At 64.4% G+C, this 13,514-nt stretch carries 15 protein-coding genes, 1 pseudogene and 1 riboswitch; of the genes and pseudogenes, 7 read left to right on the plus strand and 9 right to left on the minus strand.

Going from position 1 to position 13,514, the window contains the following annotated elements; genetic code table 11:
• Positions 1-54: 54 nt before the first annotated feature.
• Positions 55-1,560: a malate dehydrogenase (quinone) gene (gene mqo / locus CC207_RS18840; protein WP_028689513.1), complete on the minus strand. Its 1,506-nt coding sequence runs from the start codon at positions 1,558-1,560 to the stop codon at positions 55-57.
• 605 nt (positions 1,561-2,165) lie between these two features.
• On the minus strand, positions 2,166-2,399 hold the full coding sequence (locus CC207_RS18845; protein WP_028689514.1) for a hypothetical protein: 234 nt from the start codon (positions 2,397-2,399) through the stop codon (positions 2,166-2,168).
• A 139-nt stretch (positions 2,400-2,538) separates the two neighbouring features.
• On the opposite strand from CC207_RS18845, the gene CC207_RS18850 reads away from it, so the two are divergent.
• Complete coding sequence (locus CC207_RS18850; RefSeq protein ID WP_011532230.1) at positions 2,539-3,123, plus strand: YajG family lipoprotein; 585 nt, start codon at positions 2,539-2,541, stop codon at positions 3,121-3,123.
• Positions 3,124-3,204: 81 nt separating this feature from the next.
• Here CC207_RS18850 and CC207_RS18855 read toward each other — a convergent pair whose 3' ends face one another.
• The gene (locus CC207_RS18855; protein ID WP_028689515.1) at positions 3,205-3,411 is read right to left on the minus strand and encodes a hypothetical protein; all 207 of its coding nucleotides are present in this window, start codon (positions 3,409-3,411) and stop codon (positions 3,205-3,207) included.
• A gap of 158 nt (positions 3,412-3,569) precedes the next feature.
• Here CC207_RS18855 and CC207_RS18860 point away from each other — a divergent pair, with 158 nt between their 5' ends.
• Complete coding sequence (locus tag CC207_RS18860; protein ID WP_028689516.1) at positions 3,570-3,830, plus strand: hypothetical protein; 261 nt, start codon at positions 3,570-3,572, stop codon at positions 3,828-3,830.
• Between the two features lie 40 nt (positions 3,831-3,870).
• Here the strand turns inward: CC207_RS18860 and CC207_RS18865 are convergent, their stop codons facing one another.
• Positions 3,871-5,037 (minus strand): 1-acyl-sn-glycerol-3-phosphate acyltransferase, encoded by a 1,167-nt coding sequence (locus CC207_RS18865; protein WP_028689517.1) that lies wholly within the window; start codon positions 5,035-5,037, stop codon positions 3,871-3,873.
• A gap of 125 nt (positions 5,038-5,162) precedes the next feature.
• On the opposite strand from CC207_RS18865, the gene CC207_RS18870 reads away from it, so the two are divergent.
• The 3 genes from CC207_RS18870 to CC207_RS18880 are packed head-to-tail and all read left to right on the plus strand — an operon-like array spanning position 5,163 to position 6,241.
• On the plus strand, positions 5,163-5,345 hold the full coding sequence (locus CC207_RS18870) for a CPXCG motif-containing cysteine-rich protein (RefSeq protein ID WP_010225771.1): 183 nt from the start codon (positions 5,163-5,165) through the stop codon (positions 5,343-5,345).
• On the plus strand, positions 5,345-5,605 hold the full coding sequence (locus tag CC207_RS18875; protein ID WP_028689518.1) for a putative signal transducing protein: 261 nt from the start codon (positions 5,345-5,347) through the stop codon (positions 5,603-5,605). Before CC207_RS18870 ends, CC207_RS18875 begins: the two co-directional genes overlap by 1 nt.
• A gap of 15 nt (positions 5,606-5,620) precedes the next feature.
• A complete protein-coding gene (locus CC207_RS18880) occupies positions 5,621-6,241 on the plus strand; it encodes an SOS response-associated peptidase (RefSeq protein ID WP_028689519.1) in 621 nt (206 codons plus the stop codon).
• 19 nt (positions 6,242-6,260) lie between these two features.
• On the opposite strand, the gene CC207_RS28400 is transcribed toward CC207_RS18880, so the two are convergent.
• Entirely contained in the window at positions 6,261-7,103 is an 843-nt protein-coding gene (locus tag CC207_RS28400) for a methyl-accepting chemotaxis protein (protein ID WP_371916482.1), read from the minus strand.
• A gap of 12 nt (positions 7,104-7,115) precedes the next feature.
• Positions 7,116-8,402 (minus strand): annotated as a pseudogene (locus CC207_RS28405) (HAMP domain-containing protein); the annotation flags it as partial.
• A gap of 152 nt (positions 8,403-8,554) precedes the next feature.
• On the opposite strand from CC207_RS28405, the gene CC207_RS18890 reads away from it, so the two are divergent.
• Positions 8,555-9,370 carry a M48 family metallopeptidase gene (locus tag CC207_RS18890; protein ID WP_028689521.1) on the plus strand — a complete coding sequence of 272 codons (816 nt, stop codon included), beginning with the start codon at positions 8,555-8,557 and terminating at the stop codon, positions 9,368-9,370.
• Positions 9,371-9,443: 73 nt separating this feature from the next.
• Here the strand turns inward: CC207_RS18890 and CC207_RS18895 are convergent, their stop codons facing one another.
• From CC207_RS18895 to CC207_RS18905, 3 genes are all read right to left on the minus strand, one after another.
• A complete protein-coding gene (locus CC207_RS18895) occupies positions 9,444-10,028 on the minus strand; it encodes a TMEM165/GDT1 family protein (protein WP_178080977.1) in 585 nt (194 codons plus the stop codon).
• A gap of 91 nt (positions 10,029-10,119) precedes the next feature.
• Positions 10,120-10,239: riboswitch (yybP-ykoY riboswitch) on the minus strand.
• A gap of 39 nt (positions 10,240-10,278) precedes the next feature.
• The gene (locus CC207_RS18900) at positions 10,279-11,277 is read right to left on the minus strand and encodes a class I SAM-dependent methyltransferase (RefSeq protein WP_088852565.1); all 999 of its coding nucleotides are present in this window, start codon (positions 11,275-11,277) and stop codon (positions 10,279-10,281) included.
• Positions 11,278-11,328: 51 nt separating this feature from the next.
• The gene (locus tag CC207_RS18905) at positions 11,329-12,294 is read right to left on the minus strand and encodes a 2-hydroxyacid dehydrogenase (RefSeq protein WP_062364626.1); all 966 of its coding nucleotides are present in this window, start codon (positions 12,292-12,294) and stop codon (positions 11,329-11,331) included.
• A 189-nt stretch (positions 12,295-12,483) separates the two neighbouring features.
• Between CC207_RS18905 and CC207_RS27780 the strand changes: the two genes are divergently transcribed.
• Positions 12,484-13,514: AMP-binding protein (locus tag CC207_RS27780; protein ID WP_256582123.1), on the plus strand; the 1,031-nt coding region annotated here is incomplete at its 3' end.

Raw genomic sequence — 13,514 nt, forward strand, 5'->3', positions numbered from 1 at the left:
AGAGATCCAGGCACAAAAAAACGCCCCGAGGGGCGTTTTTTCGTTTTGGCCGGATCAGGCGTAATGCTTGGCCGGGCTGCTTTCCACCAGTTCCAGTGCCTCGTCGTTGTCGGCGCTGATCTTGTGGTACAGGGCGGCATCGCTGGCCAGGAGCTTCTCGCGGGCCGGGAAGATTTCCTTGAGCTTGGCGGCCCAGGCACCCTTGGCCTGCTCAGGGAAACAGCGCTCAATCAGCTCTAGCATGATCGACACGGTCACCGAGGCGCCTGGGGATGCGCCAAGCAGCGCCGCCAGGCTGCCGTCCTGGGCCGAGACCAGCTCGGTGCCGAACTGCAGGATGCCGCCTTTCTTCGGATCCTTCTTGATGATCTGCACGCGCTGGCCGGCCACTTCCAGACGCCAGTCCTCGGCCTTGGCCTCGGGATAGAAGCGGCGCAGCGATTCCAGGCGTTGCTCCATCGACTGCATCACTTCGCTCACCAGGTACTTGGTCAGGTCCATGTTGTCGCGGGCCACCGCCAGCATCGGGCCGATGTTGCCCATGCGCACCGACAGTGGCAGGTCCATGAGCGAACCGTGCTTGAGGAACTTGGTGGTGAAGCCGGCGTATGGGCCGAACAGCAGCGATTTCTTGCCATCGACCACGCGGGTGTCCAGGTGCGGAACCGACATCGGCGGGGCGCCTACTGCGGCCTGGCTGTAGACCTTGGCCTGGTGCTGCTTGACGATTTCCGGGTTGTCGCAGCGCAGCCACTGGCCGCTGACCGGGAAGCCACCGAAACCTTTGCTCTCCGGGATGCCGGACATCTGCAGCAACGGCAGGGCCGCGCCGCCGGCGCCGAGGAAGACGAAACGGGCGTCGACTTCGCGGCTGCCGCCGCTGTTGACGTCCTTGATGCTCACGGTCCAGCCGCTGCCGTTGCGACGCAGGCCGACGACCTTCTTGCTGTACTTGACCTGGGCGTCCGGGCTGTTGCCCAGTTGCTTGAGCAGCTTGTTGGTCAGGGCGCCGAAGTTGACGTCGGTACCCTTCATCACGCGGGTCGCGGCGATGCGTTGGTCCGCCGGGCGGCCCGGCATCATCAGCGGCATCCAATCGTTCATCACGGCCTTGTCTTCGGTGTACTCCATCTCCGAGAAGGCGTGGTGCTGCTTGAGCAGCTCGAAACGCTTCTTGAGGAAGTCGATACCCTTGTCACCCTCGACGTAGCTCAGGTGCGGAACCGGGTTGATGAAAGCACGTGGCGAGCCGAAGTTGCCTTTCCTGCTCAGGTATGCCCAGAACTGGCGCGAAACCTCGAACTGGGTGTTGATGTGCACGGCTTTCTTGATGTCGATGCTGCCATCGGCAGCCTGCGGGGTGTAATTCAGCTCGCACAGTCCGGCATGTCCGGTACCGGCGTTGTTCCAAGGGTTGGAACTTTCCGCGGCCCCGGAGTCCATCGCCTCGATGACCTCAAGCTTCAGGGTCGGGTCGAGCTCCTTGAGCAGTACGGCCAGGGTGGCACTCATGATGCCCGCGCCTACCAGTACCACATCAACCGATTCGTTCTGCGCCATTAACGCGTCTCCACAATCTACAGCACCTAATTGACAGCATAGGATCCCTGGGGTGGCCAGGATCGCCATGTCCGACTCTTCGCAGTTCTTGCAACTTCCGCGGACACCGCCAATCAGTCTTGGGTGTTCGGCTATTGAACGCCCTTTGCCACGGGTGCGGCAATTCGACTTATGGTCAAGTGCTCCGTCGTGCGTTATGGACCGGCCTCAGAGGCTCATCGGGGATGAGCGTTTTTGCCGTCTGTTCAGGGCTGTTCGGGACACATCTGCCGCTCTTGCACATGCCAGACTGTTCATTTGCTCGCCACACTCTCGTGAAGTTGTGAAAAACCGTTTTTTCACGCTCTTTTGGAGTCGTGAACCTCAAAAGTGGACTGCGCGATGGCAACCCGCAGGTTCATGCGAAGCAGAAGGCCGGAAACAGCAGGCACGACAGCCAATGCAAGACCTGAGTGGAAGGCTCTCTGTGGGCGAAGCGTCGAGGGTGCCGGGGTCAAGCGGCGAATGCGGGGCCCGATCAGGAGACGTCCTTATAATCGGGGGGAGATTATAACGATGTCGCGGGCGGAAAGGGCGTACTTGTTGGGTTTTTATTGCAGCGTTTGTCAGGCCGACAGGGTGCGTTGCTGCCAACGCTGCGTTGCATGGGCGCAAACCCGGGCGTTGGCTGGCAGCGGACGGCCGAGCCAGGCCAGTTGCGCCTCGTTCACCTGCACCCAGCCGCCGTTGCCCGGTGGCGTGGCACAGTGCTTGAAGCCGAGGCAGATGCCGTCGCTGTCGAGGCGGGCGTAGGTGGCGTGGCGCGGGCGGTGGAAGAGCAGGGTCCAGAGCGAGGCCATGGCGGTCAGTCCTGTGTGTGAGGGCTGGCGCCAGAGTAACCGGGGGGCATGAAACGATTGTGACACAGGGGCAGTTGCTGTTTGTGGCTTGCCGCTGGGTATACTGTGGGCCTTTGCCGCTTTTTCTGGAGAAACGCGCATGTTGCAACGTCTGTTGGTCGGTTTGTTCGCGGTGGCCAGCCTGAGCCTGGCCGGTTGTGCCCACAGCCCGCAGCAACTCAGCCCGCAACCCAAGCTTACCCAGCAACTGGCCCCGGTCGGCCACGGCCAGCCGGTGGTGGTCAAGGTCGTCGACGGGCGCGCCTCGCAGTCGCTCGGCACTCGCGGTGGCATGTACCCCGAGACCAGCACCATCACCGTCAATGGCAACGATGTCGTGCCCAAGCTGCAGGCCCAGGCCGAGGCGGCGGTGCGCCTGCTCGGTTTCACCCCGACGCCCAACGCCTACAACGCGCCGCAGTTGACTGTGACCCTGGCCGAGCTCAAGTACCAGTCGCCCAAGGACAAAATGTACGTGACCGAGGCGACCATCGGCGCCACCTTCCGTGCCGACGTGTCCAACGCCAACCGTCGTTACAGCGGCCGCTACGGTGCTTCGCTGGACCAGCGCTTCGGCATGGCGCCGAACCAGGAAACCAACACCAAGCTGGTGAGCGATGTGCTCAGCGATGCCCTGACCCGTCTGTTCAAGGACCCGACCGTCGGCCAGGTGCTGGGCGAGTAAGGCTTCTGTAAAGAACAAAACCCGCCTCCCGGTCATCCAGGCGGCGGGTTTTTTTATTATCTTCGCGTACGTATTCGCGGCTCAGGCAGCCTGTACATTGAAGTCCAGCAGGCTGATCCCGGTATATGGGTCGACCTCAGGCAGGTCCTGATGGGCATGCCCGCCCAGCGCGCAATACACCAGCCACTGGCGGTCCTGGACATTGATGGCGAAACCGTCGATCAGCGCCTGCTGCTCGTCGCTCTGGGCGACAAGGTAGAGGCGGTCCTGGTTCTCGGCGTGCAGCATGACAAGCTCCGGTTCGGTAGAGGCCGACAGGGTGGCCTGCCCTCATGACGAGCGTGTGACAGATGAAATTAAATGACAGCTGGTCGTAAAGTGGCGGCACCGATCCCGGGCTTGAGTAGAATGCCGGGCTTTGCCGTACGTGATGCCGAGGTCGCGCAATGTCGTTGCAAATGCTCTGGGGCTTCCTGGCCGCCCATCCGGCCAAGCTGATCAACCTGCTGGCCCTGCTCATTACCTGCCCTGGCGGGCTGCTGCTGCACAGCGCCCGGCGTCGCGAGGCGCTGAGCCGGGAGCGTCTGGCGGTGGATGAAGGCGTGGTTGAAGGCCTCGAGCAGCGGGTGCCGCGCTATTACTACATCCTGGGCTTCTGCTGCCTGGCGATGGCCTTGCTGCTGTCCTGGTTCAGTACCTGGATCTGATTTGTCGGAGCGGGCACGCCCGCTTCGACAAAGCGTTTTGTCAGGCCGATGCCGGCTGACGCTTCACCTGATACTGGTTACGTACCGGCGTCGCATACTGCTGTACCAGGTACGGCTGATGCTCTACGGGGCATGCGTCCAGCCGACGCTGCCATTCTTCCTTCGCCTTGGCCAGTTCGTCGGCCGGGAAGATTTTTTCCGCGCTCGGCACCTCGAGCGTCGCGTCCTTCTGCGCCCACATCGCATAGGCCAGGTAGTGCACCGGGAACAGCCGGTAGCCGCCGAGGATCTGCCGGTCGATGGCCTGGGCCAGTTGCTTGGTGTCCTCGTGATAGTCGCTCACCGGTGGGGCGAAGTTGATGTGTACCCGACCTTTGTAGCCGGTGATGCCCTGGGCGATGCTGTTGTCGTCCTCGCCCGGCGCCTTGGTGTAGCTGCCGGTGGTGGCGCGGATATAAAGCTCGCGGGCCTTGGCCTGGTCGCAGGGGTCGTATTCGTAGCTGATCGACACCGGGATCAGGTTCAGGCCCTGGATCACCGCGCCGAACGGCTCGTCCTTGCGGCTCATGTGGAACATCTTGAGGATCGCCGAATCGGTACGGTCGTCACCGTCCTTGGCGCGGCCTTCGGCCTGGGCGATCCAGATCGACACGCAATCGTTGCGGATCGAGTGGTTGATGTAGGCCGAGAGCAACTGATAGGCGGCCAGCTTCTCGCGGCGGCCACTGATCGAGCGGTGCACGATGAAGCTCTTGTTCAGGCGCATCATGTCGCTGACGAATGGCTTTTGCAGCAGGTTGTCGCCGATGGCGATGCGCGGCGTCGGCAGGCCGGCGTGGTACACCGCGTAGTTGACGAAGGCCGGGTCCATGACGATGTCGCGGTGGTTGGCCAGGAACAGGTAGGCGGTACCCGACTTGAGCTGTTCGACGCCGGTGTAGGTGACGCCATCGGTGGCGCGGTCGATGGTGCGGTCGACGTAGTACTCGACCTTGTCCTGCAGCGTGGACACGCAGCTTACGCCGGCGAATTCCTTGCGCAGGCGCCGGGCGATGAGCGGTTTGAGCAGCCAGCCGAAGGCGCCCGCGGCGCGCGGGAAGCGGAAGTGGGTGAGGATATCGAGGAATGCCGGGTCGCTGAGCAGGCGTGCCAGAACGGCAGGGACCTCAGCGTCGTCGTACGGTCGGATGGCATCGAATTCGCCCATCATGCTCTCTTGTTGGAAACGGCTAGGGTAATTAGGTAGGGGCGGGCTCCGAAAAACGGCTCGGACGCACACTGACCCTGTAAACAGACCGGCAATTATACGCACAAGTCACTCCGGAGGCCGCGATGCTGGAAACTGCGATCTACGATTGCCCTTATTGTGGCGAAGAAGTCGAAACCACGGTGGACCTGTCCGGCGGCGACCAGGAATACATCGAGGACTGCCAGGTGTGCTGCAAGCCTATCCGCTTCGTGCTGCAGGTGCATGGCGAGGAGTGGATGCTCGATGTCTATGGCGAGAACGATTGATGCAACGGATCTATGACCCGGAAAGCCTATTGGAGGCGCAGATGCTGGTGGGCATGCTGGCCAGCGAGGGCATCGACGTGCACCTGGTCGGGCGCGACCTGATGGGCGCCGTGGGCGAGTTGCCGATGCACGGTTTGCTGGGGCTGGCGGTACCGGACGAGCAGGCCGGGTACGCACGGCAGTTGATCGATGCGTACAATGCCGCCCAGCCGCTTGCCGGCGACGAACCGGAGAGTTATCCCGGAACCCTGATCTGCTAGGTTTTGATTTCGCCCATGTGTGGACGCTACGCCCTGTTTCGCTGGTCCCAGAGCTTCGCCGGCTTGCCGGGCTTCCCTGCGGGCCAGCAGGCTCAATGGAACATTTCGCCCGGTGCCACGGTGCTGATCCAGCGCCAGCTCGACGGCCAGCTGCAACTGGCCGGTGCGCGCTGGGGACTGACTCCGGCCTGGCTCACCGACCTGTCCCGCACCCCGGCCCAGGCCCGTGCCGAGACCCTCGCCGAGCAGCCGATGTTTCGCGAGCCGTTGCGTAAGCGGCGCTGCCTGATGCCGGCCAACGGCTTCTACGAATGGCGCGGCACGGCGCGCAAGCGTCCGTACTGGGTAACGCCGGGGGAGGGGGCGTCGCTGTTCTTCGCCGCGCTGTGGGAGGTTTACCCGGTGCAGGAGCAGGCATGGCTGAGTTGCGCGGTGGTGACGCAAGCGGCGATGAACCAGCGCCGACCGCTGATCCTGGACGAGGCCGAGCAGGCGCTGTGGCTGGACCCCGAAACACCGATGGCGAGGCTGCACGAGTTGCTGGCCAAGCCGCCAACGGTGTTGCGTGAGCGGGCGCTGGCGAATTTCGTCAACGATCCGAAGCTCAATGGGCCGGAGTGCCTGACTCCGGCCTAGGTGGCGGCGCGCCCGGGGATCAAACCCTGAACTGATTGATCAACCGCCGCTGCTGCTCGGCCAGCTTGGTCAGCTCGGCGCTGGCCTGGCTCGACTCATCGGCGCCACCTGCCACTTCGCCGGCCACCTGGCCGATGTTGATCACGTTGCGGTTGATGTCCTCGGCCACGGCGCTCTGTTCCTCGGCGGCGCTGGCGATCTGCGTGTTCATGTCGTTGATCACCGAAACCGCCTGGGTGATGCTGGCCAGCGACTCGGCCGCGCGGCTGGCCTGCTGCACACTGATGTCGGTCTTGCCCTGGCTGTCTTCCATCACCTTGACCACTTCGCGGGTGCCCAGCTGCAGTTGCTGGATCATCTGCTGGATTTCCTGGGTGGCCTGCTGGGTCTTCTGCGCCAGGTTGCGCACCTCGTCGGCGACTACCGCGAAACCGCGGCCCTGCTCGCCGGCCCGGGCCGCCTCGATGGCGGCGTTGAGCGCCAGCAGGTTGGTCTGCTCGGCGATGGCGCGGATGGTCACCAGGATGGCGTTGATGTTCTCGCTGTCGCGGGCCAGGTCCTGGACCACGGTCACGGCGCGACCGATCTCGGTGGCCAGCTCGCTGATCGAGTGCGAGGTATCGCGGACGATGTCCAGGCCCTGGTTGGCGGCGCGGTCAGCTTCACTGGCGGCCTGTGCCGCCTGCGTGGCATTGCGCGCCACGTCCTGGGCAGTGGCGGTCATTTCGTGCACGGCGGTGGCCACCTGGTCGATCTCGGCCATCTGTTTGTGCACGCCCTGGTTGGTGCGGATGGCAATGTCGGCGGTGTGTTCCGACGAGTCGCTGACTTTCTGTACCGAACTGACCACCTGGCTGATCATCGCCTGCAACTTGGCCAGGAAAGTGTTGAAGCCCTTGGCGATGGCGCCCAGTTCGTCGGCCCGGTCGCTTTGCAGGCGCCGGGTCAGGTCGCCTTCGCCCTGGGCGATGTCGTCGAGCATGCTCACCATCTGCTTGAGCGGGCGGGCAATGCCCAGGGCCAGCAGCCAGATCACCAGCAGGCCGAGCGCGGCGATGCCCAGGCCGACCACGGTCATACCGGCGATATCGGTACGGCGCTGTTCGGCCAGGTCCTGCTGCAGGCGGTTGACGTCGGCCATGACCGTGCTCAGCGGCAGCTCCAGCAGCAAAGTCCAGCGTGCGTCGGTGCCGGCGATCTTGAATGGCAGGTACAGCTCGATGCGGTCCTTGGTGGCGTCCACTTCATAGTGCAGCGCCTCGCCGCTCAGGTTATTGAGGGTGTTGGCTTCGTCGCTGTCCAGCACGTCGCCGGCCTTTTCACCGAACTTGGCCGGATCGCGGGTGTAGGCCACCAGGCGCCCGTTGCTGGAGACCAGCGCCAGTTCACCGGCACCTTCATAGAGCTGGCGGTCGGCGGCATTGAGCAGGTCCTGGATGAAGTTCACCGACAGGTCGGCGCCGGCCATGCCCTGGAACTGGCCGTCGATCATGATCGGCTCGACGAAAGAGGCGAGCATGACCATCTTGTCGCCCACTTTATAGGGCGCGGGATCGATCACGCAGGCCTTTTTCGACTCCTTGGGGCACAGGTAGTACTCGCTGGCGCGCACGCCGGTGGCGAGCACCGTGCGGTCGTCGACATCGGCCAGCTTGTCCTGGCCGAGGCTACCGTCGCCATTGCGGAACCACCAGGGCAGGAAGCGCCCGCTGGCGCTGTCGATACCCACCAGGTGGCTGCCGACGTAGCGGCCATCGGCATGGTCGAGGGCGTTCGGCTCCCAGCCCAGGTAGGCGCCCAGCACGCTCGGGTTGACCTCCACGGTGCGCTTGAGCTGGTTGATCAGGTGTTCGCGATCGACGCGCATCAGTGGCTGGCCGTCGGCGCCCTGCATGCCGAGCATGGCATTGCCGGTGGCCAGGCCGCGGGCGATCGCCAGGGGCGCTTCCAGGCCGCGCTGGATCTCGCTGACCTGGGTGCGGGCCAGGGCCGAGAGGCGTTGTTCGATGACCGTCTCGAACTGCTGCTGCGTGCGCTGTTGTACCAGCGTCTGGGTCCGCTGCCCCGAATACACGGCGTACAGCACCAGGGCCGCGACAATGCTCAGCACGATGGCACCGGCCAGGGCGGCCACGGAAAACTGGATCGACTTGAACTTCATGGCAAAGCTCCGCGCGCAAGGAGGTCGTTACCGAGTGTTATCGGCGGGCTAATACCAAAGCATGAGGGGATTGTCAGAAATCTTACCTGTGGCTCTGGCAGGCGCGGACGTCTGGGCCTAGGATACGCGGCACGTAAATAGGGAGTGTTTTCATGCGTAAGTCATTCGTTGTCAGCATGCTGACGGCCAGCGTCCTGCTCGGCGGTTGCCAGGCGGTCAATACCACCAGTGGCGGTGCCGTGGGCGTCCAGCGCCAGCAGTACATGTTCAGCATGCTCTCGACCGATGAGGTCAACCAGATGTACGCCCAGTCCTACCAGCAGACCCTCGGCGAGGCGTCGAGCAAGGGTGTGCTGGACAAAACAAGCAATGATGCCAAGCGCGTGCAGGCCATTGCCAAGCGCCTGATTGCCCAGGCACCACAGTTTCGGCCGGATGCCGCGCAGTGGAATTGGGAAGTCAACGTGATCAAGAGCGACGAGCTCAACGCCAACTGCGGCCCGGGCGGCAAGATCATCGTCTACACCGGCCTGATCGACCAGCTCAAGCTGACAGACGCCGAGATTGCCGCGGTGGTGGGCCACGAGATCGCCCACGCCTTGCGCGAGCACAGCCGTGAAGCGATGTCCAAGGCCTATGGCGTGGAAATGGCCCGCCAGGGCGCCGGCGCGATCTTCGGCCTGGGCCAGGACAGCATGGCCATGGCCGATACCGTGGTGAACTACGCCATGACCCTGCCCAACAGCCGGGCCAACGAGAACGAAGCCGACCTGATCGGCCTCGAACTGTCGGCCCGCGCCGGCTACGACCCGAACGCCGCGATCACCTTGTGGAACAAGATGAGCAAGGCGTCCGAGGGGGCGCCGCCGGAGTTCATGAGCACCCACCCGGCGTCGAGCAGCCGGATCGCTTCGCTGCAGGCGGCGATTCCGAAGGTGATGCCGTTGTATCAAGCGGCCAAGCAGTAAGCCGCCGGGGTTGCATGCAAAACGTGGGAGCGGCGCACCGCCGCTCCCACGAGGGGTAAAGTCCCCTGCGCGATCAGCCAATCCAGCCACTGGTCTTCATCGCCGAATACACCGCGACGATGGCCAGCACGATGAACGCGGTCGCCGCCAGGCGACGGATCAGCGTCAGCGGCAGTTTCTCCGCCGCGAAGTTACCCGCCAGGACCACCGGGACGTTGGCAATCAGCATGCCCAGGGTGGTGCCGATGATGACCATGATCAGGTGCGGATACTGGGCGGCCAGCATCACTGTGGCCACCTGGGTCTTGTCGCCGATCTCGGCGAGGAAGAAGGCGATCAGCGTGGTGACGAACGGCCCGAAGCGGCGCGCGTTGCTGGTTTCGTTATCGTCCATCTTGTCCGGTACCAGTGTCCACAGCGCGGTGGCGGTGAAGCTCGCGGCAAGAATCCAGTGCAGCACCGACTCGGTGAAAAAACTGCTGACCCAGGCGCCCACGGCGCCGGCGGCGGCATGGTTGGCCAGGGTCGCGGCGATGATCCCGGCGATGATCGGCCAGGGCTTGCGAAAGCGTGCGGCGAGGATGAGCGCGAGCAATTGCGTCTTGTCGCCGATTTCGGCGAGGGCAACGATGGCGGTGGGGACGAGCAACGATTCCAGCATCAGGATTCCTACGGGGGCGGGTCGACACGGCTATGACACGTACAGCCTCCCCGCCCCGGGTAAGGTGTGCGTGTCATAGGTCTTGTCAAACCCTGGATCTGTCTGCGCAGATCGTGGGTCGCACGCGCCATGGCCTGTGGGCCAAGTGTGTTGACGCGTACCGGGCGAGCAGGGTGCTCGCGGGAGACTACTCCCCTAGGACGGAGCGGATTCTGCCTAGGCGAAACGCTTTCGGCAAGCCCTGTTTTTATCCACGCGTCGCCCGGTAGATGCGAAAGCCTTGTGCCTCGGCTCGGATTTCACAATTGCCCAGGGCGCCTTCGATGAGTGGTTGATAGCGCAGGAAACTGTTGGCTACCAGCCGCATTTCTCCGCCTTTTCGCAGATGTTCGCCTGATTTTTTCAGCAGTTTTTCCGATGCCTGGTAGTCGGTGTGCACACCGGTGTGGAACGGCGGATTGCTCAGGATCAGGTCCAGATCCGACGGCGCGGCATCGATGCCGTCGCCGCTGATCACCTCGCCTTCCAGGCCATTGGCCGCCAGGGTCAGGCGGCTGGCCGCGACCGCGAAGGCATCGACATCGAGCAAGGTGACCCGGCTCTGCGGATAACGGCGCTTGATCGTGGCGCCGAGCACGCCGGCGCCGCAGCCGAAGTCCAGGACATGGCCGTTGGGCAGGCCGTCGAGGTGGTCCAGCAGCAGCGCGGTGCCCTTGTCCAGGCGCCCATGGCTGAACACCCCGGGCAGGCTGATGACTTGCAGCGGACCATCGGCCAGCGGCAGTTCGAAGCGTTCGGCCAGGCTTTCCAGTGGCGTGGCCCCAGGGGGGTTATCCACGGTTACCTGCCACAGCTGGCAGTGCCTGGCGCTGTCGAGCTTGCGCGGTTTGCCGAACACCTGCAGTTGCTTGGCCGCGCCTTCGATGCCGCCGCGCTTTTCCCCCACCAGGTACAGCTGGCGACCACCCAGGCGCGAGGCCAGGGCGTTGAGCAGGTAGGCGGCCAGCTCGCGGGACTTGGGTAGGAACAGCACGGCGGAGTCGAAGGCCACCTCGGGCACTTCGACACCATAGTGGCTACGCCCGGCGAAGCGGCTCTCGAGCAGCGCCTGGTCGCCGGCATGCCAGGTCCAGCCATGGGCGCCGGGCAGTTGGCCGAGCAGGCCGTCGGCCTGGGCCCCGGCGATCAGCAGCGGGCCTTGGAACAGCTCTGCCTGGCGGAGCAACACTTCACTGCGCGGGTCCATGGACGACGCCTCCTGAAAAAAGTGGCGCAGTGTAGCAGAGGCGTCGGCGGATCAGCCGACCACTCGCCGCGGTTGGCCGGCGAAGTAGGCCTGGGCGTTCTCGGCCAACTGGCTGACGATGCGCTGGCGCGATTCCACCGCACCCCAGGCGCTGTGCGGGGTGATGATCAGGCGCGGGATGTCCGCCGCCAGCAGCGGGTTGCCCTCGGCCGGCGGCTCGACGCTCAGCACATCGGTGGCGGCGCCGCCCAAGTGGCCGCTACGCAGGGCATCGGCCAGGGCCTGTTCGTCGATCAGCCCGCCGCGGGCGGTGTTGACCACCAGTGCCCCCGGCTTGAGCAGGGCCAGTTCGTTGGCGCCGATCATGTGCCGGGTCTGCTCGTTGAGCGGGCAGTGCAGGGTCAGGGCATCGACCTGTGGCAGCAGTTCGTCCAGCGGCAGGCGATCGGCGCGGGCGGGCCGGCCGGGAATCTGCCCGCTCAGCACGCGCATGCCGAACGCCTCGGCCAGGTGCGCCACCGCGCCGCCCAGCTCGCCATGCCCGAGCAGGCCGAGGGTCTTGCCCTCCAGCTCGACGATGGGGAAGTCCAGCAGGCAGAACTGGCTGGCCTTGGCCCACTGCCCGGCCTTGACCGCCTGGTTGTAGTCGCACAGGCGCGTGGCCAGGGCCAGCAGCAGGGCCAGGGTGTGCTGGGCCACCGACGGCGTGCCGTAGCCCTGGCAGTTGCACACGGTGATGCCCTGGGCTCGGGCGGCGGCCAGATCGACATTGTTGGTGCCGGTGGCGGCCACCAGGATCAGCTTGAGGTCAGGGGCGGCGGCCAGTGTGGCGGCATCGAGCAACACCTTGTTGCTGATCACCGCCGTGGCGCCTTGCAGGCGTTCGGCGACCTGATCGGCAGTGGTGGTGGCGCACAGTTGCAGTTCATCGAACTGCGCCTGCAGCGGTGAAAGGTCGAGGTCACCCAGGTCCAGTGACTGGTGATCGAGAAACACGGCGCGACGTGGGCTGGGCATCGGGGGCTCCGGTGGTAGGGCGGCGGGCATCAACGCAGTGTCTGGTCCGCCGGCGCCATTCGTCAACGGTGCCGTCCGCACTCATACCTCGCGGGCGCAAATCATTCCTTCGGCTGATTTGACCGGTGCGTCACCGAACTACAGTGGATTACTGAACCGTTCTGCCCGTATTGAAGAAAAGGGATACCCATGTTGCAGACTCGCATCATCAAGCCCGCCGAGGGCGCCTACGAATACCCGTTGCTGATCAAGCGCCTGCTGATGTCCGGCAGCCGCTACGAGAAGACCCGCGAGATCGTCTACCGCGACCAGGTCCGCCTTACCTACCCGCAGCTCAACGAGCGCATCGCCCGCCTGGCCAACGTGTTGACCGCGGCCGGTGTGAAGGCCGGTGACACCGTGGCGGTGATGGACTGGGACAGTCACCGTTACCTGGAGTGCATGTTCGCCATCCCGATGATTGGCGCGGTGGTGCACACCATCAACGTGCGCCTGTCGCCCGAGCAGATTCTCTACACCATGAACCACGCCGAAGACCGTTTCGTGCTGGTCAACAGCGATTTCATCGGCCTCTACCAGGCCATTGCCGGGCAGCTGACCACGGTCGACAAGACCCTGCTGCTGACCGATGGCCCGGACAAGACCGCCGACCTGCCGAACCTGGTGGGCGAGTACGAGCACCTGCTGGCCGCGGCCAGCCCGCAGTACGACTTCCCTGACTTCGACGAGAATTCGGTAGCCACCACCTTCTACACCACCGGCACCACCGGCAATCCCAAGGGGGTGTACTTCACCCATCGCCAGCTGGTGCTGCACACCCTGGCCGAAACCTCGGTTCTGGGCAGCCTGGACAGCGTCAGGCTGCTGAGCAGCAACGACGTCTACATGCCGATCACGCCGATGTTCCACGTGCACGCCTGGGGCATCCCCTACGCGGCGACCATGATGGGCATCAAGCAGGTCTACCCGGGGCGCTACGAGCCGGACATGCTGATCAGGCTGTGGCGCGAGGAAAAGGTCACCTTCTCCCACTGCGTGCCGACCATCCTGCAGATGCTGCTCAACTGCCCGTCGGCGGCCGGCCAGGATTTTGGCGGCTGGAAGATCATCATCGGCGGCAGTGCGCTCAACCGGGCCCTGTACCAGGCGGCGCTGGCTCGCGGCATCCAGCTCACCGCCGCCTATGGCATGTCCGAGACTTGCCCGCTGATCAGCGCCGC

The organism is Pseudomonas sp. DrBHI1 (genome assembly GCF_002205115.1).
GTDB classification, from domain to species: Bacteria; Pseudomonadota; Gammaproteobacteria; order Pseudomonadales; family Pseudomonadaceae; genus Aquipseudomonas; species Aquipseudomonas mosselii.